Raw genomic sequence first — 25,087 nt, forward strand, 5'->3', positions numbered from 1 at the left:
CCGGCGCTCAGTGACATCCCGTCCCGGCTCGGGACGTGGACGCCCGGGGCCGGGCCCCGCTACAGCAGCCGTCGTGCCGCGGCCCAGCGCGTCAGCTCGTACCTCGAGGAGAGCTGGAGCTTGCGCAGCACCGACGACACGTGCGTCTCGACGGTCTTGATCGAGATGAACAGCTCGCTCGCGACCTCCCGGTAGGAGTAGCCACGCGCGATCAGCCGCATGACCTCCTGCTCGCGCTTGGAGAGCCGGTCGAGCTCGTCGTCGGCCACGGCGACGTCCGCGGCGCCCGTCCCGAACGCGTCCAGCACGAACCCCGCCAGCCGCGGCGAGAAGACCGCGTCGCCGCCCGCGACCCGGAGCACCGCGCCGGAGAGCTCGGGGCCGGAGATGTTCTTGGTGACGTAGCCGCGAGCGCCGGCGCGGATGACGGCGACGACGTCCTCGGAGGCGTCGGAGACGGACAGCGCCAGGAAGCGCACGGGTACCTCGCCATCGCCGTTCGGCCTGGTCACGTCGGCGCAGCGCTGTACGACCTCGGCTCCCCCGCCGCCGTTCCCGCCGGGCAGGTGGACGTCGAGGAGCACGACCGGGGGCCGCTTCTCGTGCACGACGGCGACCGCGGAGTCGACGTCGTCCGCCTCTCCCACGACGATGACGCGCTCGTCGAGCGAGGCCCGGACGCCCGTGCGGAACAGGTGGTGGTCGTCGACGAGTACCACCGGCACGCGCCGGCGGACCTGGTCGTTGGCGGTCATGCGGTCTCCTCGGTCTTGTCGGTCTTCGTCGCGGCGGTGCCGTTCCTGGCCCCGTTGCTCCTCGGCCGTTCCGGCGCCGGCTCCTCACGGGGCACCCGCATCCGCACCTCGGTGCCCCACCCGGGGCGACTCTGCACCTCGGCGACGCCGCCACGCCGTCGGACACGCCCGAGGATCGACTCCCGGACCCCGAAGCGGTCCGACGCGATCTCGTCGAGGTCGAAGCCGTCCCCGCGGTCACGGACGAAGGTCTCCACGGAGTCCTCTCCCACCTCGAGGTACACGGAGACGGGCGCGCGGCCGTGGGTGACGGCGTTGACGAGCGCCTCGCGCGTGGCCTGGAGCAGCGCGGCCGTGGTGGGGACGGGGACGCAGTCGCCCACCGCGACCATGTCCACGGTCAGGGGCGCGAACGCGTCCTCGACCTGGCCGACGAGCTCGCGCAGCTCCGCGGAGAGGGACTCGCCCGGCGAGGGGCGGTCGTCGTACAGCCACTCGCGCAGCTCGCGCTCCTGGGCGCGGGCCATGCGGGCGACGGACTCGGAGTCGTCGGCGCGGGCGCGGATGAGGGCGAGGGTCTGCAGCACGGAGTCGTGCAGGTGGGCGGCGATGTCGGCGCGCTCGGCCTCGCGGGCGCGGGCCGCACGTTCGTCGCCGAGCTCGCGGACCAGCTTCAGCCACCAGGGTGCGAGCACGAGGACGACGCCGGCGACCACCGCCACCGACGCCACGGTGGCCTGCACCATCGTGTAGACGGGCGCGTCCTGCCCCACCAGCATCAGCACGCCGACCATGGTGAGCAGGATCCCGCCCACCAGGCGCAGCATCCCGGCACGGGTGCGCGGGGTACCGCCGAACCACCGGCCGCGCGACGTCCCGTCGAGCTGGCTCCAGGCGAGGGCGACGCCGCCCAGCACGATCAGCGCGGGCAGCAGCCACGACGCCCACGGGTTCCAGCCGGCCTGCACCGCGAGCAGCAGGGCGGCGCCGCTGAGCAGCACGACGCCGATGGTGATGTCGCGGGTGTTGAGACGGGTGACCGGACCTGAGAGGCGCAGGCGCTCGGTCAGCGAACGGGGCCCGCCCTCGGCCGATCCGGTGGCTCCCGCCTCGCCGGCAGCCCCGGTCCGGTCCGGTGGGGTGGCCAGCCGCGGTGCGAGGCGGGGCCGTGCGGGGCGGGCGGCCACCGGCTCGGGACGGCCCGGCGCGACCGTCACCCACCAGAAGAGATAGGCGACGATGCCGGCCCCGTTGATCAGGGTGGCCACCGCGAAGAGCACCCGGACCAGCCAGACCGGCACGCGCAGGTGCGCGGCGAGCCCGGCGGCCACTCCCGCCACCCAGCGGCCCTCGCGCGGGCGTCGCAGGGTGAGGTGGACGGGCGGCGCGGACGGCGCGGCGCCGGACGGCGCGCCGCCCGGCGGGCCGGTGGGCGCGCTTGCAGCCGGGCTACCGGCAGCGCCATCCGTCGTCGGGGCTCCTTGGTTCGTCACACCACGATCGTGGCACGTCGCGACGTCCCTGAGGAGCCGGGGACCTGCATCTCAGGGTCTCCGGGACAGCGAACCAGGGTCCGGTCAGGGCAGCACCCGATCCATTTCGTGGCCAGGGTCGACGAGCATGGAGCCATGACCACAGACCCGACCGCAGGCGACGGGCGGACGCCACCAGGCGAGCCCGAGCCGAGCGCGCAGCAGACCTCGTTCGAGGAGCAGGCCTCGCCGCAGCCGCAGCCGCAGCAGCCGGCCGGCACCGGATTCTTCAACTCGATCCGTCGCACCGGCCTCTACCGCGCCGACCGGCGGTGGGTCGGCGGCGTCGCCTCCGGCCTCGCCGACCGCCTCGGCTGGGACCCTCTCCTGGTCCGGGGCCTCTTCGTCATCACCTTCTTCCTGGGCGGCATCGGTCTCATCGCCTACGGCATCGGCTGGGCGCTGCTGCCGGAGCAGTCCGACGGCAGGATCCATCTCGAGGAGGCAGTCCGCGGCAACTTCGACGTCGCGCTCCTCGGTGCGGCCACGATGCTCCTGGTCGGATTCGCGTGGGGCGGGCCGTGGGACTGGGGCTTCTACGGCAGCTCGGAGTGGATCGGCGGGCTCTTCTGGCTCGCCGTCCTGGGCGGCATCGTGTACCTGCTGGTCCGCACGGCCCGCCGGCGCCCGTCCACCCGGGGCGAGCCCCACGCGCAGCCGTACCCGGGCACGCAGCCCTACGGTGGGGGACAGCAGCACCCCGGCGGGCAGCACTACGGGCCCGCGCAGCAGCACCCGGGCACGCAGCCGTACGGCGGCCCGCCGGCACCGGGGACGACGCCGTACCAGCCGCCGACCGGTGGCGCCCCCTCCGGCCCGGCCGCGCACGGGGCCGTCGGGCTCGACGACCGCGCGGACTCCTCGGGCACCGCCCCGACCACCGCGCCCGCACCCCCCGGGGGCGGGCCGCAGTACCCGCACCGGACCTCGGCCTATGCGGGAGCCCCCTACGCGCAGCCGCTCCCCCCGCGCGCCCGGCGCCGCAAGGGCGGCGGTGGCGGGATCGTCTTCGGACTGATCCTGCTGGTCGGTGCGCTGCTCATGCTCAACAGGAGCGTGCTCGACGTCACGATCCCGTTCCTGCCGTCCGACAGCGGCGCAGCGGCCTGGGGCGCCTGGACGGGCATCTCCCTGCTGATCATCGGTATCGCGATCGTCGTCGCCGGGCTACGTGGCCGCACCAGCGGCGGACTGGGGGCCCTGGCGATCGTCGGCCTGATCGTGGCCCTGCCGACGGTGTGGTGGGCACAGGAGGAGTCGAACGTCTACAGCCGGCTGTCCGAGGGGCGCGAGATCGTGGACAAGGTCTTCGACGGCCGCGTCGACGGGTACGAGCCCGGCGAGCCGATCACCGAGGGCACGGCCGCACCGACGAGGATCGCCGAGGCGGAGGACGGCTACTCGGTCAGGTGGGGCGAGCCCACCATCGACCTCACAGGCCTCGACCTCTCGCAGGTCGACCCGGGCGAACCGGTCGAGGTGCCGATCGCGGTCGGCGCGGGCTCCGCGACCGTCGTCATCCCCGAGGGCGCCGCGGTCGAGGTCGAGAGCACGATCTCCGCAGGAGCGCTGGAGTGGCTCGTGGACGGCGACAGCAGGACCTACAGCGGGGTCAACGAGCGGGTCGACATCGCCAGCGACGAGGTCGACGACGACGGGGCGCAGCTCCGGCTCGTCGTGGACGTCGCCGCGGGCGACCTCATCATCGAGGAGGAGAAATGAGCGAGCACACGCACGAGCCCGACCAGGTCCGCGAGCACGAGAAGCACGTGGACGAGCCGCCGACCGAGGAGATCCCGACCGGCGCCACCCAGGCCGAGGAACCCCGGACCGGCGAACCGCAGGCCGGGGAACCGCAGGCCGGGGAACCGCGGACCGACACGACCGAGTCGGTGGAGGCCGAACCGGACCGGACGAGCGTCCTGTCGAGCGGGGAACCGTCCCCGGCGGCCGGCGCGCCGGCCGAGCACCCGGCGACGGCCCCGGGCGCCGCACCCGCGGCGCCGGTCCAGGCCGCGCAGCGGCCGTACACGCCGACGCCCCCCGCGCCGCAGTACGGGCCGCGGGTCGGGACGGTCGTGTGGGGCCTGGTCGTCCTGGCGGTCGGCCTGGGCGTGCTCGCCGCGGCCGCGGGGGCCCGGATCGACTTCGGGCTCGCGGCGATCCTCCTGCTCGGCGGCGCCGGCGTGGCGCTGGTGGCGGGCTCGATCGTGTCGAGCTTCCGCCGCCGCGGCGAGCAGTAGCCGCACGGGCAGACCGCCCCTTCTCCGACGCCGGGTGCACGCCGGCGGGCCCGACGACCTCGGCCCCGCCGGCACCGTGCACCCGGCGTCGTGCACCCGGCGGGGAGGGCGCGGTTCGTGCTAGGCCAGCAGCCGTTCCCAGGTGAGGGCCACCACCACGCCCAGCAGCATGAACGGGCCGAACGGGATGTACGACTTGCGCCCCGCCAGCCGGAGCACGAGCAGCACCAGCGCGACCACACCGCCCACCACATAGGGCGCCATCACCCCCAGCACGAACGTGTCCCAGCCCCACCAGGCCAGGACGGCGCCGAGGATCCCGGCCAGCTTCACGTCGCCCAGCCCGATCCCTCCCTTGAAGAACCACCACATCAGCAGGTAGAAGCCCGCGTGCGCGGCGAACCCGAGCGCCGCCCTCCCGAGCGCGTCCCAGGCAGGATCGCCGGCGAGCGCACCGGCCACCGCGGCGAGGACCAGCAGCGCGCCCACGGCCGCCGTCGTCGGATACACGATCGCGTTCGGCAGGCGGTGCGTCCGCGCGTCGATCACTCCGAGCGCGGCACCGGCGACGGCGAGCACGACCACGGCCGGCGTCTCCCACGAAGGGCCGCTCGCCCACACGGCCCAGACGACGGCGAGCACGGCGACCACCGCCACGGGTCGCGCGAACGGCCGCACCTCTCGGACGATCCTGCTGGACAGTGGACCCGCCGGGGTCGTCGGCCGGGCTGCGGATTCAGTCACGGGACGAGCGTAGACATGTCGGGGCTCCCTTTCACCGAGAACGCAGCCTGGCGACCACGCGGAGCCGTGGGAGCACCTGTGGCTGGGAGCACCCGCACCGTCCTCATCGCTCGTGGACCAGCTCCGCCGCCCGGGCGTACGCCTGCTCCGTCCGGGCCAGGACGCCCGGCCAGGCGTAGGCGGCGAGACGGTCGCCGTCGGCCCGGACCTGGCGCAGCAGCCTCGCCAGCAGGTCGCGGTCCCCCGCGAGGCGGGCGAGGGCGCGTGCCAGGGCCGCGTCGTCGGGCACGACCAGGCCGCCGGCCCCCGAGGTCACACGTTCCGCCACGCCCGACCCGGCACGCGTCAGCACGGCGAGGCCGGCGGCCTGCGCCTCCAGGGCCGCGATACCGAACGCCTCCGCCACGGCGGGCGCGGCGAACACGTCGGCGTCCGCGTACAGCGTGCGCAGCCCGTCGCCGTCGAGCGCGCCGGGCAGGGAGACGACGCCGGACAGCCCGCGGCCGGCGACGAACCGGCGGGCCCGCTCCAGCTCTGCCCCGTCACCGGCGAGCGTCACGCGAAGGCGACCGCCGTCGCCCGGCTTCCCGGAGCCCTCGGGGGGTCGCCCGCCGTCACTTCCGGCCATCGTCTCGCAGGCCCGGGCGACCGCTCCCAGCAGCGGCAGCATTCGCTTGCGGGGCGCGAACCGGCCCGCCGAGACCACATGCACCGGCTGGTCGCCCGCGCCGACATCGCGGCGTTCGGCCCGCCATCTCGCCAGGTCCAGCCCGTTCGGCAGCAGGACGACCTCGCCTCGGGTCCCGACGATCCGCCGCAGCGGCGCGGCGGTCACCTCGCTCACCGCGGACCACAGCACCGGCCACCGCGACCAGCCGGACACCCGGTCGGCGGCGGCGAACGCACGCCATGCGGGCCCCCACACGCTGTGCACGGTCAGCACCGTGGGCAGGCCGAGCCGGGTGACCGCCCGCAGCGCGGACTGGACCGTGGGTGCGAGGACACCCATGTGCAGGTGGACGACGTCGGGCCGCGCGCCACGCGCCGTCACGTCCCGCAACCGCCGGACGACGTGCGCCGTCGAGCGGGGATGGACCGGCCAGCCGCCGGGGACGCGCTCCGCGATGCGGTGCACGGTCACGGCGGGCGCCGCGTGCCCCGCGCCGGACACCCCGGCGGACCCGAGGTGCTCGACAGCGGTGGTCACCCCACGCTCGCCCGGCGCACGCGGCGTCGTGGTGATCACCTCGACGTCGTGCCCGGCCGCGGCCTGCTGCGCGGCGAGCCGCGCCACCTGTGCCTCGATCCCGCCCATGAGCGGGGCGAACGTGTCCGAGACCTGCACGATCCGCACCGCGAGCACCTCCGCCGACGAGAACTACCGGGTGGACGGGTACAGCGCCTGGAGGTCGACCAGCGCTCCGTGGATCGGCTCGGTACGGCGGCGCGTCGCCTCCGACGCGCTCACTCCCACTCGATGGTGCCCGGCGGCTTGCTCGTGACGTCGAGCGTGACGCGGTTGATCTCGCGGACCTCGTTGGTGATGCGGGTCGAGATGACCGACAGGACGTCGTACGGGAGCCGCGTCCAGTCGGCCGTCATCGCGTCCTCGGAGCTCACCGGCCGCAGCACGACGGGATGCCCGTACGTGCGGCCGTCGCCCTGCACGCCCACGGACCGCACGTCCGCGAGCAGCACGACGGGGCACTGCCAGATCTCGCCGTCGAGCCCGGCCCGGGTCAGCTCCTCGCGCGCGATCGCGTCGGCACGGCGCAGGATCTCCAGGTTGTGCTCGGTCACCTCGCCGACGATCCGGATCCCCAGGCCTGGGCCGGGGAACGGCTGCCGCGACACGATCTCCTCCGGCACGCCGAGCTCGCGCCCCACCGCCCGGACCTCGTCCTTGAACAGGGTCCGCAGCGGCTCCACGAGGGAGAAGGTGAGGTCGTCGGGCAGTCCGCCCACGTTGTGGTGCGACTTGATGTTGGCCGCGCCCTCGCCGCCGCCGGACTCCACCACGTCCGGGTACAGCGTGCCCTGGACCAGGAACCTCACTTCCTCGCCGTGTGCTCCGGCCTCGGCGACGATCGCCCGCTGCGCGTCCTCGAACACGCGGATGAACTCGCGCCCGATGATCTTGCGCTTCTGCTCCGGGTCGGTCACCCCCGCGAGCGCCCCGAGGAAGCGCTCCTTCTCGTGCCGGATGACGAGCTTCACGCCCGTGGACGCGACGAAGTCGCTCTCGATCTGCTCCACCTCGCCGGCCCGCATCAGGCCGTGGTCGACGTGGACGCAGGTGAGCTGCTCCCCCACGGCCCGCTGCACCAGCGCGGCCGCGACGGCGGAGTCGACGCCGCCGGACAGCGCGCAGATCACGCGCGCGTCGCCGACCTGGGCACGGATGGCCTCGACCTGCTCGGCCACGACGTTCCCGGCCGTCCAGTCGGGAGCCAGCCCCGCGCCGTCGTACAGGAAGTGCTCGAGCACGGCCTGGCCGTGCTCGGAGTGCCTGACCTCGGGGTGCCACTGCACGCCGAAGAGGCGCCGCTCGCGGTCCTCGAACGCGGCGACGGGCGCGCCACCGCTGGTCGCGAGCACCTCGAAGCCCGGAGGCGCGGCGTGGACCGCGTCGCCGTGGCTCATCCAGGCGGTCTGGTGCTCGGGCGAGCCGTCGAGCAGGACACCGGTCGCGCACACGTCGACGCCGGTCCCGCCGAACTCGCTCAGCCCGGTCCGGGCGACCTCGCCGCCGAGCGCCTGCGCCATGACCTGGAAGCCGTAGCAGATGCCCAGGACGGGGACACCGACGTCGAACAGCTTGGGGTCGACGGCGGGGGCGCCGGCGGCGTAGACCGACGACGGGCCGCCGGACAGGATGATCGCCGCGGGATCCTTGGCGAGCACCTGCTCCACGGTGGCCGTGTGCGGCACGATCTCGGAGTACACCTTCGCTTCGCGCACGCGGCGCGCGATGAGCTGTGCGTACTGCGCGCCGAAGTCGACCACGAGCACGGGACGGTGCGGGGTCGGTTCGGCAATGGGCTGGTTCTCGGTGGCGGGCGTCGTCACCAGAAGATTCTAAGAGATCCCGCGGGCAGGGGCGCCGGCGAGGTAGGGGCAGGTGCTCGGGTAGGCGCCAGGGGGCGCTCCCCACGCCCCTACGTGAGCACCTGCCCCTACCTCGCCGGCGCCCCTGCCCGCGGGATCTCGGGGTGCCCGACGGCGGGCCGTCAGGCCGCCCGCCGCACGCCCCTCACCGCTCCAGCGCGTCGGCCATCCGGGCCAGGGCCTCCCGGAGGACCGGGCGGGGCATGGCCAGGTTGAGGCGGACGAACCCGCGGCCCGCCTCGCCGCACAGGGCGCCGTCGTTCATTGCGACACCGGCCCGCGTGCGGAAGAAGCTCGCGGGCGAGGCCGCGGCGCCGGTGGCGCCCTCCGGCTCGGTCGCGGCACCCCGCTCGCCCAGGTCGAGGGCCCGGCAGTCCAGCCAGGACAGGTAGGTGCCCTCGATCGGGGTGAGCGTGACGCCGGGCAGGTGCGCCGCGACCTCGTCGGACAGGGTGGCGAAGTTGCCCTGCAGGTAGGCGATGGTGTCGTCGAGCCAGCCGCGCGACTCGTCGTAGGCGGCGGTGGCGGCGAGCACGCCGAGGGTCGCGGCACCCATCTCGTCGTGCGCACCCCGCGCTTCCCAGACCGTGAGGTCGGCGTCGTTCGAGAACACGATCTGCGCCGTCTTCAGGCCCGGCAGGTTCCACGCCTTGGACGCGGAGGTGGCCGTGACGGTGTGGCCGGCCGCCGTCTCCGACAGGGACGCGTACGGGACGTGCCGGTGGCCCTCGTAGACGAGCGGGGCGTGGATCTCGTCGGAGAACACCCGGCCGTCGTGGCGGTCGACGACCTCGGCGATCGCCTGCATCTCCTCCGGCCGCAGCACGCGGCCGACCGGGTTGTGCGGGTTGCACAGCACCAGGAGGTGTCCGCCGGCGCGGAACGCGGCGTCGAGCGCGTCCAGGTCGTACCCGTAGCGCGGGCCGTCCGGGGAGCTGGTGACCGCCATCGGGACCTGGATGATCTCCCGGCCCAGGTGCTCGGGGATGGTGAGGAACGGCATGTAGGCCGGTGTGGGCAGGATGATCGGCGACCCCGGCCGGGAGTAGTGCTGGATGACGAGCTCGAGCGCGTGGAGCACGTCGGAGACCGGGCGGACCCGCTCGGGGTCGACGGTCCAGCCGTAGCGGTCCGTGGCGAAGCGGGTCCAGGCCTCGGCCATCCGGGCCCGCGGCGCGGTCGCCAGATAGCCGAAGGCGGCACGGTCGACGGCGTCGTGCAGAGCCCGGGTGACCTCGGGCGAGGTGCCGAAGTCCATCTCGGCCACCCACGCCCCGATGGTGCCGGGGAAGGCGGTCCACTTCATGCTGCCCGCGTCGCGGAGCTGGTCGGGGGTGATGGCGTCGAACGGGTGCGTGATCACGCGCTCATTGAACCAAAGCGCCGTGCGGGCGCGACAGGGTGGCCACGTGCCGCGGCCCGGACCGGGTGGTTACCCCTTCACCGTCTGGCCGACCTGCCAGAGCTTCCTCCTCAGATAGCTGCTGATCCAGGCCGGCCCGTACTTCTGCGGGTTGACCGGGAACTGGTCCGCGGTGAGCGCCTGCGGGTCGGCGACGAGCAGGTTGTCGGGCTCGGCGACGCGTGCGGAGATCAGGACGGCCGTCGGCGTCCACGGGTCGATGCCGTGCACGACGTGCAGCCGCGACAGCTCCCACCCGGAGATCGCGACGACGATCAGCACACCCGTGAGGGCCGCCATGGCGGCCGCCCCGAGGGGGTCGCCGGGCCCGCCGCCGGCCGCGGCGGCGAACCACTCCGGCCCTCGTTGCACCGTGTAGAGCCCCACGAGCGCGAGCGACCAGAGCGCCGGGAGCGCCGGGTGCCCGTCCGCGCCGCGCGAGTGGAACGCGATCGCCAGCGGCAGCCCGACGGCGACGACGCCGACGAGCAGGATCAGGCCGATGATCCCGATCACCATGAGCACGGTCAGCAGCAGGAGCGACCCCACGTCCGGTGGTTGCGCCTCCGGCAGCTCGAGGCCGTCGTCGGGCCACAACGGGGGCAGCACCATCGCGTAGGTGACGGTGAGGATGCTGATCACCGCGAGGGTCGCCGGGGCGCGCAGCGGGAGGAACGGTGAGCGGACCGAGCGTGCGCGGCCGTCCTCGGGCGTGATGGGCGGAGGGTAACGAACTTGCCTCTGATACATCACGAGCGAGCCAAGAGACATGAAGAGAGAGACCGCTGCGAGCGAACCGACCGCCCACAACGTCCCGTAGGCGAGGATGCCGATCCAGGACGGCAGGCCGGTGTCGGGAACGGGGGCGGGGAGCCTGGTCGGGAGCGCCTCCGCGCGCATCACCTCCGCCGTCGTCAGCAGCACGACCCCGGCGACCCCACGAACCACGGAAAGATGGTCGATATCCCGGTCACGAACGTATCTGTGCTCGGGGATGACCCCCGCCCGGAGCGCCGCGAACCCCAGTCGCAGAAGGCCGGAGAAGCCGGACGCCACGGTCGCGATCAGGACCAGGACGAGCGCCGGGATCGCCAGCACGGCAGCCGCAATTGCCAGATAGAGGAAATTCGTCTCACCCATAAACCGCCCCCGCTCCGGGTGAAGTTTTAGCGTGGAACTATCTTTCCAAATCTAAGCGATTAAGGTCAATAGCCGTTATGCTGTTGAGATCGAAAAGGCCAGGAGGTGACGGATGTGGGTGGTTGTGTCTGAAACGTTGGCCCGGAGAGGGCGGACGACGGCGAGCGGGGTCCGTCAGGCCCCGAAGCGCTCCTCGAGCGCCGTGAGCTTCGCCTCCGCCTCGGCGTGGATCTTCCGTTCGAGCAGGAACGACATCACCGGGACGACGCCGGCCAGCACCATCGTGACCAGGCGGCCGAAACCCCAGCGCATCTTCGACCACAGGTCCGCCACCGTGACGAGATAGACCACGTAGATCCACCCGTGCGCGAACGGCACCCACGCGATGAACGGCATGACCGGACCGACGTCCATGACCGCGCCCAGCACGTACTTGACCCCCAGCTCCACGACGAGGACCAGCAGCATCACGCCGGTCACGATCGCGCTGACGCGGTAGCGGGCCAGGGAGCCGCGGGCCTTGCGGATGGCGGTGGCGGCGGCCTCGGCGGAGGGTGCGGACGGGGTCTCGGACTCGGCGGTGCTCACGTCCCGAGCCTAGTAGGGCGGACGGCGTCGCCGGGACCACCCGCCGCGGGGAAGGCTCACCGGGCAGGGAGACCCGCGATCCCCGTGTCCGGGTCGGTCGCCCGTCCCCCGCGCCGGCCGCCCGCCATCTCGTCGCGGACGAGCCTGACCCACAGCGCCACCGCGAAACCACCGAACACCCACCACTGCAGCGCGTAGAACGCGTTCTGCAGGTTCACGCCCGTACCGCCCTCGATCATGGGCCGCGGCAGCTGCTCCACCGCGCCCGTCGCCTCCGTGTCCACGGCGTACGCCGAGTAGATCGGCCCGCCCCACTCCTGCACCAGCGAGCCCAGCGCGATGCCGCCCACCACGGGCCAGGCGCTCGATCCGCCGTCCTCGGCCGAGACCGTGGCCGCGTCGACCGCGCCCGCCTCGCTCGCGGCCTCTCCCACCTGCAGCCACCCCGTCAGGGTCACGCGGCCCGGCGGCGGCTCGTCCGCCGCGGCCGGCTCCGCCACCCAGCCGCGGACGACGGCGAGCACCGGCGCCCCGGACAGCTCGGCCCAGGACTCTCCCCCGGTGCCGTCGTCGGACACCCGCAGCGGCGCGACGACGAGGTACCCGACCTCGCCGCCCGGCCCGGCCCGGCCACTGACCAGCAGCTGCCGGCCGGCCTCGAACTCGCCGGTCACCTCGACCTGCCGCCCGACCAGCTCACCCGGGAACGACACCTGCGGCTTCAGCACCTCGCCCAGGCCTGCCGGCCCGGCGTCCGCCTGCTCGCGCGCCTCCTGCTCCGCCGCGAGCTCGGCCCGCTCGAAGGCGCGGTCGAGCTGCCACTTGCCGAGCCAGCCGCAGCCCCCCGCGGCCAGCAGGAACACGAGCAGCAGCACGATCATCCGCGGTTGCCTCGCCACCGCCCAGAAACTCACGCCCCCACGGTACCCGTCAGCCCTGGGTGCGAGGTCCTGTCAAGGGGCGCAAGGCCCGCGATCCCCGGGCTGTTCACCCCTGGCGGCCGGGAGCGTCGTACGGTCGAATGAGACCCACGGCCATCCGGGCCGCACACCAGACGTCCGCCGCACGGCGGAGCGAAGGAGCGTGTGATGACCACCGTCCCGGCCACCGATGACCCCGGCGGCACCCCGCCGTCGGCCCCGGCAAGCGTCCCACCCCCGCCACCACCCCACGTCTCCCGGATCCGCGACGCGACACCCTGGATCGCCACGGGCGTGAGCCGCCTCGACGAGACGGACCTCACCCGCCTCCACGCCTGGTGGCGCGCGGCGAACTACCTCTCCGTCGGCCAGATCTACCTGCTCGGCAACCCGCTGCTGCGCGAACCCCTCACGCGTGACCACGTCAAGCCTCGCCTCCTCGGCCACTGGGGCACCACGCCCGGGCTCACCTTCCTCTACGCCCACCTGAACCGCGCCGTCCAGGCCCGCAAGCAGCCCACGCTGTACCTCACGGGCCCGGGTCACGGCGGACCAGGGCTGGTCGCGGCGGCGTACCTCGACGGCACCTACTCCGAGACCTACTCGGCAGTCACGCAGGACACCGAGGGCGTGCAGCGGCTGTTCCGGCAGTTCAGCTTCCCGGGCGGGATCCCCAGCCACGTCGCACCGGAGACCCCCGGCTCCATCCACGAGGGCGGGGAGCTCGGCTACGCCCTGAGCCACGCCTACGGGGCCGTCTTCGACAACCCCGACCTGCTGGTCGCGGCCGTGGTGGGCGACGGCGAGGCCGAGACCGGCCCCCTGGCCACGTCCTGGCACTCGAACAAGTTCGTCAACCCTGCCGCCGACGGCGTCGTCCTGCCGATCCTGCACCTGAACGGCTACAAGATCGCGAACCCGACCGTGCTCGCCCGCATCGGGCAGGACGAGCTCGGCGCGCTGATGACCGGCTACGGGCACAAGCCCTACTTCTTCGAGGTTCCCGACGGCACCGACGAGGACCCGCTCGTCACGCACCGCCGGTTCGCCGGGCTGCTCGACGAGGTGCTGGACGACATCGCCGCGATCAAGGCCCGCGCCGCCGCCGGGGACGACACCCGCCCCGCCTGGCCGATGATCGTCTTCCGCACCCCGAAGGGCTGGACCGGCCCGGCCGAGATCGACGGCAAGAAGACCACGGGCTCCTGGCGCGCCCACCAGGTCCCTCTCGCCAGCGCCCGCGACACCACGGAGCACCTCCAGGTACTGGAGAAGTGGCTGCGGTCCTACCGCCCGGAGGAGCTGTTCGACGACGACGGCGCCGTGCGCGCCGAGATCACCGGACTGACCCCGCCGGGCGAGCTGCGCATGAGCGCCACCCCGTACGCGAACGGCGGCCTGCTCCTGCGCGATCTGCGGCTGCCCGACTTCACCGACTACGCGGTCGACGTCCCGGCGCCCGGCGGCTCGACGTCGGAGGCGCCGCGGGTGCTCGGCCAGTGGCTCACCGACGTCATCCGCCGCAACCCCGACAACTTCCGGATCTTCGGCCCCGACGAGACGGCGTCGAACCGGCTGCAGGCCGTGTACGACGCCACGGGCAAGCAGTGGAACGCCGAGATGTACGGGCCCGACGTGGACGAGCACCTGGTCCGCGCCGGACGCGTCATGGAGGTGCTCAGCGAGCACCAGTGCCAGGGCTGGCTGGAGGGCTACCTCCTGACCGGCCGGCACGGCCTGTTCACCAGCTACGAGGCCTTCGTCCACATCGTCGACTCGATGTTCAACCAGCACGCCAAGTGGCTCAAGGTCACGAACCACATCCCGTGGCGGCGCCCCCTGGCCTCCCTCAACTACCTGCTGTCCAGCCACGTGTGGCGGCAGGACCACAACGGGTTCAGCCACCAGGACCCCGGGTTCATCGACCACGTCGTGAACAAGAAGGCGGAGATCGTCCGCGTCTACCTGCCGCCGGACGCGAACACGCTGCTGTCCACCTACGACCACTGCCTCCGCGGCCGGCAGTACGTGAACGTCGTGGTGGCGGGCAAGCAGCCGGCGCCGAACTGGCTCGCGATGCCCGAGGCGATCGAGCACTGCACCCGCGGGCTGGGCATCTGGGAGTGGGCGGGCACGGAGGTGCCGGGCACGCGGCCCGACGTCGTCCTCGCGGCGGCGGGCGACGTGCCGACGCTCGAGGTACTGGCCGCGGCCGACATCCTGCGCCACGAGCTGCCGGGCCTCAAGGTGCGGGTGATCAACGTCGTCGACCTGATGCGGCTGCAGGACTCGACGGAGCACCCGCACGGGCTCACCGACCCGGAGTTCGACGGCCTGTTCACCGGCGACCGGCCGGTCATCTTCGCCTACCACGGCTACCCGTGGCTCATCCACCGCCTCACCTACCGCCGCACCGGGCACGGGAACATCCACGTGCGCGGCTACAAGGAGGAGGGCACGACGACGACGCCGTTCGACATGGTCATGCTCAACGACCTGGACCGGTACCACCTGGTGATCGACGTCATCGACCGGGTGCCGTCGCTCGGCACCTCGCAGGCGGGCCTGCGGCAGCGGATGCAGGACGCCCGCCTGCGGGCCCGTGCCTGGACCCGCGAGCACGGCGACGACCTCCCCGAGGTCCGGGACTGGGTCTGGCCGGGGGCCGGCGACGCCGCCGACGTGCCGGCCGTGTCCGACACGGGAGGTGACAACGAGTAGCGTCGATCTCACACCGCGGGCGGGCCGGCCAGCGCGTCGTGTGCCGCTAGGTTGGAGGCCCGTGGTCCGAGACAGTCCCTGAGGAGCAGCACGTGACCGGCGCGACCCGCAGCATCGTCATCGCGTCACCCGAGGGTGAGAGCGGCAAGTCCACCGTGGCGCTGGGCGTCCTCGACCTGCTGGTGCGGCAGGGCCAGCGGGTCGGGGTCTACCGGCCCGTGTCGCGGGTCACCGGGAGCGACATCGAGCCCGAGCGTGACTACGTGCTGGAGATGCTGCTCGAGCACGACGGTGTCGACGTCCCGTACGAGGACGCCGTCGGCGTCACCTATGCGGACCTGCACGAGGACCCGGACGACGCGATGGCCCGCATCGTGGCCCGCTTCCACGACCTGGCGGCGCGGTGCGACGCCGTCGTCGTGCTCGGCACCGACTACACGGACGTCGCCGGCGTGAACGAGCTCGCGTTCAACGCGAAGATCGCCGCGAACCTCGGAGCTCCCGTGCTGCTCGTGGCCTCCGGCCGCGAACGCTCGCCGCAGGAGGTGGTCACGCTCACCGAGGCGTCGCTCGCCGAGCTCTCCGCGTACTACGCGATCGCCGTCGGGCTGGTGGTCAACCGGTGCGACACGCTGACCGCCGCCGACGTGCGCCAGGCCGTCTCGGCGGCCGTCCCGGACCTGCCGGTCTGGACCATCCCGGAGGAGCCGTTCCTGGCGTCACCCACCGTGGGCCAGCTCGTGGAGGCCGTCGACGGCGAGCTGGTGCTCGGCGACCCGGAGCTCCTGAACCGGGAGGCGCTGGAGGTGCTCGTCGGCGCGATGAGCTTCGAGCACCTGCTCACGCACCTGTCCGACGGCGCCGTCGTCATCACCCCGGGCGACCGCAACGACGTGCTCACCGGGCTGCTGGCCGCGCACGCCGCGCCGTCGTTCCCGTCGCTGGCGGGGATCGTGCTGAACGGTGGCTTCTTCCCCGAGGGCCGGGCGCGCGAGCTGCTGGAAGCGCTGCGGCCGCGGGTCCCGATCATCCGCACGAACCTGGGCACCTACCGCACCGCGCGCGAGGCGTCGCAGGTCCGCGGGCGGGTCACCCGCGACTCGCAGCGCAAGATCGACGTCGCCCGCGCGCTGTTCGAGCGGTGCGTGGACGGGGACACGCTCGCCGCGCGGCTCGACCTGCCTCGTCCCGAGGTGGTCACACCGCTCATGTTCGAGCACCAGCTCATCGAGCGGGCCCGGGCGCAGCGCCGGCACGTCGTGCTCCCCGAAGGGGGCGAGGACCGCATCCTGCGGGCCGCCTCGACCGTGCTCGCGCGCGGGATCGCGGACCTGACGATCCTCGGCGACGAGACGGCGATCCGCGCCCGGGCGGCGGAGCTCGGCCTGAACCTGCACGCCGCCCGGGTGCTGTCGCCGTCGGGCGGCACCCCCGAGAGCACCGCGCTCGTGGAGCGGTTCGCGCAGGAGTACACGCGGCTGCGCGCCCACAAGGGCATGACCACGGAGCGCGCCCGCGAGATCGTCACCGACGTGTCCTACTTCGGCACGCTCATGGTGCACCTCGGCTTCGCCGACGGCATGGTCTCCGGCGCCGCCCACTCCACCGCGCACACCATCCGGCCGTCGTTCGAGATCATCAGGACGAGGCCGGACACGTCCTCGGTCTCGTCCGTGTTCTTCATGTGTCTCACGGACCGCGTGCTCGTGTACGGGGACTGCGCGGTGATCCCGGACCCGACGTCGGACGAGCTGGCCGACATCGCCGTGTCCTCGGCCGCCACCGCCGCGCAGTTCGGCGTCGAACCGCGCGTCGCGATGCTCTCCTACTCCACCGGCACATCCGGTACCGGAGCCGACGTGGACAAGGTGCGCGCCGCCACCGAGGCGGTGAAGGCGCGCGCGGCCGGCCTCGTGGTCGAGGGCCCCATCCAGTACGACGCCGCCGTCGACGCCTCGGTCGCCGCCTCCAAGCTGCCCGGGTCCGACGTCGCCGGACGCGCCACCGTCTTCGTCTTCCCCGACCTGAACACCGGCAACAACACCTACAAGGCCGTGCAGCGCTCGGCGGGCGCGGTCGCCGTCGGCCCCGTGCTGCAAGGCCTGAACAAGCCCGTCAACGATCTGTCCCGCGGCGCGCTCGTGCAGGACATCGTCAACACCGTGGCCATCACGGCCATCCAGGCCCAGACCGGCCCCGCCGCGTAACACCACGGCGCCGGAGAGCGTCAGCACAGACCCCGCACCCACCAGGAGAGTGTCCGCATGCGCACCGTCCTCGTCCTGAACTCCGGTTCGTCGTCGCTCAAGTACCAGCTGGTGGATCCCGGGGCGGGCGAGGCGCTCGCCGGAGGCGTCGTCGAACGCATCGGCGAGGAGTCGGGCCGGGCCACGCACGAGGCGCACGGCGCGCAGGTGGTCCGGGACCGGGCCGTGGCGGACCACGGGGTCGCGCTGCGGCTGGTCCTCGACCTGTTCGAGGAGGTGGGGCCCGCGCTGCGGGAGGCGGGGGTGGTCGCCGTCGGGCACCGCGTGGTGCACGGCGGGACGTCGTTCTCGGCGCCTGTGGTGGTGGACGACGACGTCGTCGGCGCGGTGCGCGACCTGATTCCCCTCGCGCCGCTGCACAACCCGGCCAACGTGACCGGGATCGAGGTGGCGCGCGAGCTGCTCGACGTGCCGCACGTGGCCGTGTTCGACACCGCCTTCTTCACCCACCTGCCGCCCGCCGCCGCGACCTACGCGATCGACGCGAAGACCGCCGCCGAGCACGGCGTGCGGAGGTACGGGTTCCACGGGACGTCGCACCAGTTCGTGTCCTCGGCCGTGGCGGAGCACCCGGCGGTGACGGCGAAGCTGGCCGCCGAGGGCCGCGGGGCGGAGTCGCTGCGGCAGGTGGTGCTGCACCTGGGCAACGGTGCGTCGGCGTCGGCAGTGCGGGGCGGGCGCGCCGTCGAGACGTCGATGGGGCTCACGCCGTTGGAAGGTCTCGTGATGGGCACCCGCTCCGGCGACGTCGACGCCGGGATCGTCTTCCACCTGATCCGCTCCGGGCGCCTGAGCGTGGACGACGTCGACACGCTGCTGAACAAGCGCTCCGGCATCCTGGGGCTGAGCGGCGTGAACGACATGCGCGAGCTGCGGCGGCTCGTCGACTCCGGGGACGCCGGCGCCCGCCTGGCCCTGGACGTGTACCTGCACCGGCTGCGCAAGTACGTGGGCGCCTACGCGGCGGTGCTCGGCGGGATCGACGTGCTGACGTTCACGGCGGGCGTGGGCGAGAACGCGGCGCCGGTGCGCGCGGGCGTGGTGGACGGGCTCGGATTCCTCGGGCTGGCCGTGGACCCGGCGCGCAACGAGGAACGGTCCCGCGAGGCCCGGGTGGTCTCGCCCGCACCGGGCGCCGACGTCACGGGTGCCGGGCACCTCGGCGTCCCGGGTCCCGAGCGTTCGGACGTCCCGGCCGCCGCGGCTCCGCTCGTCATGGTCGTGCCGACCAACGAGGAGCTGGCGATCGCCCGCCAGACGGTCGCGCTGGTCGGCTGACCCGGACCACGGACGTGCCGGCGTCGCGCGGTAGCGGCGTCGCGCAGGGCGGGACCGCGCGGGGACGGCGTCGCGCGGGGACGGGACCGCCGGACGCGGTCAGCGCCGCAGCGACTCCGCCGCGGCCTTCCAGCTGGCCGGGATCTCGCGGAGCTTCCAGGCGAACAGGGCCTTGACCGGCGTGACGCTTGAGCTGCTCACGCCGACACCGACGGCGTCCAGACCGGCATACCTGCAGGTGAACAGGGTTCTGCGGAGGTGGAAGTCCTGCGTGACGACGACGGCGGTCCGCACGCCGTACTCGTTGCGGGCGCGGCGGCAGGTCGCATCCGTGTCGAACCCCTGACGGTCCAGGACGAGCGCGTCGTCGGGGACGCCGAGGGCGAGGGCGTGGGCGCGCATCGAACCGGGCTCGTCGTAGAGCGCTCCGCTGGGGAGGGTGTGCGCATCACCGGAGAGGATGACCCGTTCGGCGCGCCCCGCCTGGTACAACGCGACCCCGGCCTCGACGCGGCGCCGCAGGTACGTCGACGGCGATCCGTCGGACCGCAGCCCGGCGCCGAGCACGACGACGGCGTCGACCTCGGGCACGTCAGAGGCGGCGACCACGCGGGAGTGGCCCACTGCCTGGACCCAGAACACGGGCAGCGCGACCGGCAGCGTGACGACGCCGACGCCGATCGCCAGGACGTCGAACACCCTGCGCAGGCGTCTCAGGCGGGGGTTCACGGGGATGGCCACGGCTGCAACCTACCTGGTCGGCACGACCGGGACACACACCGGCTCCGGGGAGCACCCCCAGCCGGCCGGGACCCGACACGCACGGACCCGGCACGCACGGACCCGGCACGCACGGACCTGCGGGACGGGCACCGCCGCGCTACCGCTCGGGGCGCAGCGTCCGCAGCTCCGTCGCGAGGTTCGACGCCGCCGGCGCCTGCCAGCGGCCCCGGCCCCAGGGGGTGCGGAAGAGGTCACCGTGGCCGAGGAGTGCCTGGAGCACCTGGGCGCGCCCTTCGCGGAACAGGTTCTCAGGGACATCGGCGTACTCGGCGCGGACCTGGTGGGTGTAGCGGGTGTAGGCGGCGGGTGCGGCACCGAGGATCGCCAGGTCGGCGTCGCTCACCAGGCATCCGGGCAGGTCGTCGGGGTCAGGGGCGTGGTCGGCGGTCACCAGGACGAGCCGCGCGACCTCGTCCACCTCCCGCTGCCGGAGCAGCGGCTCCGGCCCGGGGCGTCCCGCCCCGGATGCCGGGTCTTCCGGCGTGGCCAACGGGCCCAGCAGGTCGTGGACCAGTGCCGCCGAGGCCTCCTCGTCCGCCGGGGTGGCGCCGTCGTGCACCGCGTCGTGGAACCACAGGGCGACGCGGGCCTGCCACGCGGCCCACTCCGGGACGGGCTCACCCGCGGCCCCGGCATCGGCGAGCAGCAGATCCAGCGCGTCGAGCGCGGAAGCCAGGTGAAACGCGGTGTGATACGTACGATGCGGCTCCCGCCAACGCCCGTCCAGCACCTCCCCCACAGCACCCCAGCCACCGCCGAGCCGACCACCCCCACCACGCACCCCACCCCCATCACGCACCCCGCCCCCATCCAACCCACCCGCTGCACCCGGGCGCACCCCGCCCCCGCCCGAGCGCGGTCGGTCATTCCATGAATGATCGGCAAATTGAACTACCGATCTCTCATCAAACTGCCGACCGGGCGCGCCGGCCCCCGGCCACGTTCCGTCCCCACCCGCGTGCGGTCGGTCAATCCGTGATTGATCGGCAGATTGAACTACCGATCTCTCGTCAAGTTGCCGATCAGGTGCGGCGGACCTGGTAGGCGCCGTGGGGGACAAGGTGTTCCAGCGGGTGAGGAGGGGGTTGCGTTTGCTGCGGGCGCGTTCGGCGCCGGGGATGCGCAGGCCGGAGGCCACCAGCCGGCGGGCCAGCTCGCTGCCCTCGACGGGAACCGCGCCGGCTGCTACCAGGGTGTCGTACCGGGCGGCCGGGACGTCATAGTGGTCGAGGTCGAACGCACGGTCCGGCACACCGGCCGCTCGCGCGAAGCTGCGCAGCTCGACCAGCGAGCTGTCCGACACGAGGTGCGAGAACACAGTCCCGTGCGCAGGCCAGGCCGCCGGGTCGATCAAGACGCTCACCCCCAGACCCTATGCGCCTCGGCACCCCGCCCCGCCCGGTGGGGCCTGTCGTGAGACCGGTCGCCCGACCTGCCGATCACGGCGCGACCCGCGGATCACGACGCGCTGCCGATCGGGCGAGCTGCGGATCACGGCGACCCGTCGAACACGACGACCCGCCGAACCGGCGTCGCCCCACGCGCTACAGGTCGATCAGGCCCGCCTGGTAAGCACGGACCGCCGCCTGGGTGCGGTCGCGGGCCCCCAGCTCGGACAGCGCCGAGGAGACGTGGGTGCGGATCGTCTCCACGCCCACCGCCAAGGGGTGCGACCGCGCCCACGGCTGCGACCGGATACCCCGGCGACGCGTGCCGTCAGGGGATCCGCAGCTTGCGCATCCCTTCGAGGGCCGCGCTGAGGATGCGGCTCGGTGCCGCGCCGTCGAGCCCGAGAACGTTCTCGATGCCGAGGCCGCGTCCCGCACCCCGCGCGGTGACGACCGTGCGTGTCTGTGTCATCGCCTCGACCGACGCCGCGCCGTGCCGCCGCCCCAGCCCGGAGGCCTTCCAGCCGCCGGTCGGCGCACCCACGGAACCCCAGGTCAGCACGTATCCGTCGTTGATGGAGACGGACCCTGCCTCGACCTGGTCGGCGATCCGCCGGGCACGCGTGACGTCTCCGGACCACACGGACATGTGCAGGCCGTACTCGGAGTCGTTCATCACGGCGACGGCCTCGTCGTCGGACCGCACCCGCGTCACGGAGACGACGGGGCCGAATGTCTCCTCCCGCGCGGCACGCGCGTCGGACGGGACGCCGTCGAGGACGGTCGGTGCGTAGAAGTAAGGCCCGAGGTCGGTGCGGTGGACGCCGCCCGCGAGGACGACGGCGCCGCGCGCGAGGGCGTCGTCGACGTGCTCGGTGACCTTGGCGAGCTGCGCGTCGGAGGTGAGGGAGCCGACGTCCGCCGTGTAGTCGAGGCCGGCGCCGAGGCGCAGGTTACGGACGTCGCGCACGAGCTTGGCGACGAACTCGTCGGCCACGGCTTCGTGCACCACGATCCGCTCGGCCGACAGGCAGAGCTGGCCGGTGCTGGCGAAGCAGGCACGGACGACGCCGGGCAGCGCGGTGGCGACGTCGACGTCGTCGGCGATATAGATGGCGTTCTTCCCGCCGAGCTCCAGCGTGGCGCCGACGAGCCGCTCGCCGGCGCGGGCGGCGACCTTGCGCCCGGCGGCGGTGGAACCGGTGAACGCGACGTGGTCCGCACGGTCGACCAGCGCCTCACCGGTCTCGCGGCCGCCCGCGACCACCTGGAACAGCCCGGCGGGCAGGCCGGCCTCCTCGAGGATCTCGGCCGCCCACAGCGCGGTCAGCGTGCTCTGCGGATCGGGCTTGACGACGACGGCGTTCCCCGCCACCAGCGCCGGCAAGGCGTCCGACAGCACGAGGGTGAGCGGGTAGTTCCACGGCGCGATCACACCGACCACGCCGACCGGACGGCGCTGCACGCGCACCCCGGTGACGAGCGGGATCATGCCGGCCGGACGGTCCGTGGCCAGGTACCGCCGGGCCTTCAGGGCATAGTGCCGGGCGACCTGGGCGACGTCGCCGACCTCCTCGAACGCGGACCTGCGCGCCTTGCCCGTCTCGAGCTGGATCAGGTCCAGCACTTCGGACTGCCGCACCAGAAAGATTCGAGCCAGATTGTCGAGCACCTGCGTGCGATCGGACAGCACCCGGCGTCCCCAGGCCCGCTGGGCAAGCCGCCCGCGCTCGACGGCGGCGGCGACGTCGGCGGACGACGACACGGGGACCGTGGCAAGCGGAGCGCCGGTGAACGGGCACGTCGAACGGTGCGTCCCGACGCCCTGCGACGAGGCCACCCGCGCGACGAGCGGCGCCACGAGCTCCGGCTCGAGGGCATAGGTGGACTCGGGATGCTCGGGGTCGAAGACGGATCCGACCGCAGCCCTACCCGGTGTCTCGTCGATCATGCGGGCCACCATACGCATAAAATCATCCCGCACACAGGGGTGCTGCGATGAAAATTCTTTCCGAGAATTCACCCGATGGTTCCCGGGTTCCGCGAACAGGCGGATCTGCGGCAGGGAATTTCACCCGGTCACGGAGTCAGAACCGCTTCTCCCGCCGGAGCGCGGGCAGGTAGCAGAGCGCCCCCAGCACGCTCACCGCGCCGGCGACGACCATCGCCGTCTGGTTCGACGTCACGTCCGCCAGCCGCCCGAGCAGTATCGCCCCGATCGAGAAGGCGCCGAACGCGACCATCGAGTTCATCGACAGCACGGTGGCGCGGTTCCCCGCCTCGGCCTCGCGGTGCAGGAGCGCGGCGTGCATCGGCCCGCCGCTGCCGTGCAGACCGTACGTGACCAGGTAGGCGACGATGAGCGCCGCCGGCCCGGCCACGAGTCCCATCACCACGGCCCCGGTCCCGTTGAGCACGCGGGAGAGGATGGCGGTGCGCGCCACGCCCAGCCGGCCCGACGCGAGCCCTGCCAGCGCCGAGCCGGCGGCGAAGACCGCCCACCCCACTGCCGTGACCGGGCTGTTCACCGCACCGGCCGCCTCCTCGCTGCCGAGCATCTCGGCAAGCCGGATCGGCTGGAACGTCTCGAACACGAGCATCGCGAGGGACCAGAACACCTCGACGAGCACCAGGCCGAGCAGGACGCGGTTCGTGCCGAGCACCCGCAGCCCGTCGCGGACGACGACGGGCGCCCCCCGCACCCCGTCGGCGACGACGGCGAGCGACGCTCTCACTCCGGGACGCCCCGGCGACGCCTCGGCACCGGCGGGCCGCACGGCGGCACCGGCGTCCCGGGGCTCCGTCATCAGGACCGCGACGGCCGCCAGGTGCACGCAGGCCAGCACGGCGTACACCACGTACGGCAGCGTCAGGGCGTTCCACGTCGTCACCGGGTGCCACCAGATCAGCCCGCCGCCGATCAGCGCCCCACCCGCTATCGACCCGCCCAGCACGCTGGCCGCGGCGGCGAGCGTGCGGTCGACGTCGGCGCCGGGCTCGGTGCGGTGCACGGCGTCGACATACCAGGCCTCCAGCGGGCCCGAGTCGAGCGCGCGGAACACCCCGAAGGCGGCCGCCGCGACGGCGAAGGCCCAGAACGTCTGTGCCGTGACGAACAGCGTCGCCGCGACGACCTGGATCACCGCGGCGGCGAGAAAGACCGGGCGGCGGCCGAAGGCGTCGGCGAATCCGCTGGTCGGGAGCTCGAGCGCGAAGACGACGAGCCCCCCGACCGCGGCCGTGGTCAGCGTGTCGGCCACGCTGAGACCACGCTCGATCGGGAGCAGCGTCGTGACGCCCACCACGAGCCCGACCGGGAACCAGCGGGTGAACCCGAGGGTGAGCAGCACCCGGCGGGCCGCGGCCGGCGTCATGACCGGCCCTCGTCCCCGGCGGGCCCGTCGCCGGCTGCTTCGTCACCGGCCGCCCCCTCACCAGCCGCCCCCTCACCGGCGGCCCCGTCGCCGCCGGCGGCCCCACCGGGGTCCCCGCCGACGTCTCCGTGGGCACTCAGCCCCGGGACGTCGTCGGCGTCCATCGGGTAGGCGAACCTCCACAGGTGGATGCGCCGCGCGCGAGGGTCGCCGGCGTCGACGTCGCGGTAGCGCTGCACGAGCTCTTCGAGCTCCTGGTTCAGCCGGACGAGCCGTTCCGGCGTGACCCGGACCGACACGTCGCCCATCTCCGCCGCGTCCTGCCACTCGCGCGGCCAGGCGTCGGAGACGTCGAGCCAGTGCGCGTACTCGGCGTCGAACAGCCGGTGGTAGTCGCGCACGAGCCAGCCGAGCGCGGTGGCGGCGTCCTCGTCGTCGGCCAGCTCCGATGTCGTCCAGCCGTGGCTCCCCGTCGAGGCGCGCCACAGGCGCCGCTTGCCGGCGCCCTCCCCGGTGTCCTCGACCAGGCCCACCGACTCCAGCCGCCGCAGGTGGTAGCTCGTCGCGCCCGTGTTGGACCGCAGCAGCACGGCCAGGTCCGTGGCCGTGGCGCGACCGTCGCGGCGCAGCGTGCTCAGCAGGCGGGAGCGCAGCGGATGCGCGAGGACCTTGACCGCCTCGGCAGTCAGATGGAGGTGCGTCGGGTCCGTGGGTGCGCCGTCGGGTCGCGGGGCGGGTTCCCCGGGGAGCGGTTCGATGCCGGTCATGCGTACACAATAAGTGTGCACAGATAGTTTGCACAATAGTTGTGCACTGAAGTTCGACAAAGGGGCGCACCTCCGGC

Annotated in this window: 19 protein-coding genes and 1 pseudogene; 5 read left to right on the top strand and 15 right to left on the bottom strand. The window is 73.4% G+C overall.

What is annotated here, in order from left to right; translation table 11 throughout:
- Positions 1 to 59: 59 nt before the first annotated feature.
- Positions 60 to 755 carry a LuxR C-terminal-related transcriptional regulator gene (locus ACYU96_RS04635; protein ID WP_460749530.1) on the bottom strand — a complete coding sequence of 232 codons (696 nt, stop codon included), beginning with the start codon at positions 753 to 755 and terminating at the stop codon, positions 60 to 62.
- The gene (locus ACYU96_RS04640; protein WP_460749532.1) at positions 752 to 2,248 is read right to left on the bottom strand and encodes an ATP-binding protein; all 1,497 of its coding nucleotides are present in this window, start codon (positions 2,246 to 2,248) and stop codon (positions 752 to 754) included. Before ACYU96_RS04640 ends, ACYU96_RS04635 begins: the two co-directional genes overlap by 4 nt.
- 135 nt (positions 2,249 to 2,383) lie before the next feature.
- On the opposite strand from ACYU96_RS04640, the gene ACYU96_RS04645 reads away from it, so the two are divergent.
- Positions 2,384 to 4,009 carry a PspC domain-containing protein gene (locus ACYU96_RS04645; protein ID WP_460749535.1) on the top strand — a complete coding sequence of 542 codons (1,626 nt, stop codon included), beginning with the start codon at positions 2,384 to 2,386 and terminating at the stop codon, positions 4,007 to 4,009.
- Complete coding sequence (locus ACYU96_RS04650) at positions 4,006 to 4,530, top strand: hypothetical protein (protein WP_460749538.1); 525 nt, start codon at positions 4,006 to 4,008, stop codon at positions 4,528 to 4,530. The genes ACYU96_RS04645 and ACYU96_RS04650 overlap by 4 nt, the downstream gene beginning before the upstream one ends.
- 120 nt (positions 4,531 to 4,650) lie before the next feature.
- Here ACYU96_RS04650 and ACYU96_RS04655 read toward each other — a convergent pair whose 3' ends face one another.
- The 7 genes from ACYU96_RS04655 to ACYU96_RS04685 all read right to left on the bottom strand — a co-directional run bounded on the left by ACYU96_RS04655 (position 4,651) and on the right by ACYU96_RS04685 (position 12,426).
- Positions 4,651 to 5,274 carry a prepilin peptidase gene (locus ACYU96_RS04655; protein WP_460749541.1) on the bottom strand — a complete coding sequence of 208 codons (624 nt, stop codon included), beginning with the start codon at positions 5,272 to 5,274 and terminating at the stop codon, positions 4,651 to 4,653.
- A 103-nt stretch (positions 5,275 to 5,377) separates the two neighbouring features.
- On the bottom strand, positions 5,378 to 6,628 hold the full coding sequence (locus tag ACYU96_RS04660) for a glycosyltransferase family 4 protein (protein WP_460749544.1): 1,251 nt from the start codon (positions 6,626 to 6,628) through the stop codon (positions 5,378 to 5,380).
- A gap of 110 nt (positions 6,629 to 6,738) precedes the next feature.
- On the bottom strand, positions 6,739 to 8,343 hold the full coding sequence (gene guaA, locus ACYU96_RS04665) for a glutamine-hydrolyzing GMP synthase (protein ID WP_460749547.1): 1,605 nt from the start codon (positions 8,341 to 8,343) through the stop codon (positions 6,739 to 6,741).
- 184 nt (positions 8,344 to 8,527) lie between these two features.
- The gene (locus ACYU96_RS04670) at positions 8,528 to 9,745 is read right to left on the bottom strand and encodes a MalY/PatB family protein (RefSeq protein WP_460749550.1); all 1,218 of its coding nucleotides are present in this window, start codon (positions 9,743 to 9,745) and stop codon (positions 8,528 to 8,530) included.
- 69 nt (positions 9,746 to 9,814) lie between these two features.
- Positions 9,815 to 10,924: a hypothetical protein gene (locus ACYU96_RS04675; RefSeq protein WP_460749553.1), complete on the bottom strand. Its 1,110-nt coding sequence runs from the start codon at positions 10,922 to 10,924 to the stop codon at positions 9,815 to 9,817.
- A 174-nt stretch (positions 10,925 to 11,098) separates the two neighbouring features.
- The gene (locus ACYU96_RS04680) at positions 11,099 to 11,512 is read right to left on the bottom strand and encodes a DUF3817 domain-containing protein (protein ID WP_460749556.1); all 414 of its coding nucleotides are present in this window, start codon (positions 11,510 to 11,512) and stop codon (positions 11,099 to 11,101) included.
- A 56-nt stretch (positions 11,513 to 11,568) separates the two neighbouring features.
- Positions 11,569 to 12,426 (bottom strand): SURF1 family protein, encoded by an 858-nt coding sequence (locus tag ACYU96_RS04685; protein WP_460749559.1) that lies wholly within the window; start codon positions 12,424 to 12,426, stop codon positions 11,569 to 11,571.
- A 174-nt stretch (positions 12,427 to 12,600) separates the two neighbouring features.
- On the opposite strand from ACYU96_RS04685, the gene ACYU96_RS04690 reads away from it, so the two are divergent.
- The 3 genes from ACYU96_RS04690 (at position 12,601) to ACYU96_RS04700 (ending at position 18,698) form a co-directional block, all read left to right on the top strand.
- Positions 12,601 to 15,153 (top strand): phosphoketolase family protein, encoded by a 2,553-nt coding sequence (locus tag ACYU96_RS04690; RefSeq protein ID WP_460749562.1) that lies wholly within the window; start codon positions 12,601 to 12,603, stop codon positions 15,151 to 15,153.
- 92 nt (positions 15,154 to 15,245) lie between these two features.
- A complete protein-coding gene (pta, locus tag ACYU96_RS04695) occupies positions 15,246 to 17,360 on the top strand; it encodes a phosphate acetyltransferase (RefSeq protein WP_460749565.1) in 2,115 nt (704 codons plus the stop codon).
- A 57-nt stretch (positions 17,361 to 17,417) separates the two neighbouring features.
- Positions 17,418 to 18,698: an acetate/propionate family kinase gene (locus ACYU96_RS04700; protein ID WP_460749568.1), complete on the top strand. Its 1,281-nt coding sequence runs from the start codon at positions 17,418 to 17,420 to the stop codon at positions 18,696 to 18,698.
- 99 nt (positions 18,699 to 18,797) lie between these two features.
- Here ACYU96_RS04700 and ACYU96_RS04705 read toward each other — a convergent pair whose 3' ends face one another.
- The 6 genes and pseudogenes from ACYU96_RS04705 to ACYU96_RS04730 form a co-directional block, all read right to left on the bottom strand.
- Positions 18,798 to 19,439 carry a SanA/YdcF family protein gene (locus ACYU96_RS04705; RefSeq protein ID WP_460749571.1) on the bottom strand — a complete coding sequence of 214 codons (642 nt, stop codon included), beginning with the start codon at positions 19,437 to 19,439 and terminating at the stop codon, positions 18,798 to 18,800.
- 139 nt (positions 19,440 to 19,578) lie between these two features.
- On the bottom strand, positions 19,579 to 20,211 hold the full coding sequence (locus ACYU96_RS04710) for an HD domain-containing protein (RefSeq protein ID WP_460749679.1): 633 nt from the start codon (positions 20,209 to 20,211) through the stop codon (positions 19,579 to 19,581).
- A gap of 327 nt (positions 20,212 to 20,538) precedes the next feature.
- Positions 20,539 to 20,844, bottom strand: a pseudogene (locus ACYU96_RS04715) (DUF4031 domain-containing protein); the annotation flags it as partial.
- A gap of 353 nt (positions 20,845 to 21,197) precedes the next feature.
- Positions 21,198 to 22,820: a succinic semialdehyde dehydrogenase gene (locus ACYU96_RS04720; protein WP_460749574.1), complete on the bottom strand. Its 1,623-nt coding sequence runs from the start codon at positions 22,818 to 22,820 to the stop codon at positions 21,198 to 21,200.
- A 136-nt stretch (positions 22,821 to 22,956) separates the two neighbouring features.
- Positions 22,957 to 24,243, bottom strand: coding sequence for an MFS transporter (locus ACYU96_RS04725; protein ID WP_460749577.1), 1,287 nt, complete (start codon positions 24,241 to 24,243; stop codon positions 22,957 to 22,959).
- Positions 24,240 to 25,010 carry an ArsR/SmtB family transcription factor gene (locus tag ACYU96_RS04730; RefSeq protein WP_460749580.1) on the bottom strand — a complete coding sequence of 257 codons (771 nt, stop codon included), beginning with the start codon at positions 25,008 to 25,010 and terminating at the stop codon, positions 24,240 to 24,242. The genes ACYU96_RS04725 and ACYU96_RS04730 overlap by 4 nt, the downstream gene beginning before the upstream one ends.
- Between the last annotated feature and the right edge of the window lie 77 nt (positions 25,011 to 25,087).

This window comes from Myceligenerans cantabricum (assembly GCF_054777735.1).

Excerpts from the sequence above, each read along its gene's own strand:
- ACYU96_RS04635 (WP_460749530.1), bottom strand. The coding sequence starts at position 755 with ATGACCGCCAACGACCAGGTCCGCCGGCGCGTGCCGGTGGTACTCGTC.
- ACYU96_RS04645 (WP_460749535.1), top strand. The coding sequence starts at position 2,384 with ATGACCACAGACCCGACCGCAGGCGACGGGCGGACGCCACCAGGCGAG.
- ACYU96_RS04650 (WP_460749538.1), top strand. The coding sequence starts at position 4,006 with ATGAGCGAGCACACGCACGAGCCCGACCAGGTCCGCGAGCACGAGAAG.
- ACYU96_RS04675 (WP_460749553.1), bottom strand. The coding sequence starts at position 10,924 with ATGGGTGAGACGAATTTCCTCTATCTGGCAATTGCGGCTGCCGTGCTG.
- ACYU96_RS04690 (WP_460749562.1), top strand. The coding sequence starts at position 12,601 with ATGACCACCGTCCCGGCCACCGATGACCCCGGCGGCACCCCGCCGTCG.
- ACYU96_RS04700 (WP_460749568.1), top strand. The coding sequence starts at position 17,418 with ATGCGCACCGTCCTCGTCCTGAACTCCGGTTCGTCGTCGCTCAAGTAC.
- ACYU96_RS04720 (WP_460749574.1), bottom strand. The coding sequence starts at position 22,820 with ATGATCGACGAGACACCGGGTAGGGCTGCGGTCGGATCCGTCTTCGAC.
- ACYU96_RS04725 (WP_460749577.1), bottom strand. The coding sequence starts at position 24,243 with ATGACGCCGGCCGCGGCCCGCCGGGTGCTGCTCACCCTCGGGTTCACC.
- ACYU96_RS04730 (WP_460749580.1), bottom strand. The coding sequence starts at position 25,010 with ATGACCGGCATCGAACCGCTCCCCGGGGAACCCGCCCCGCGACCCGAC.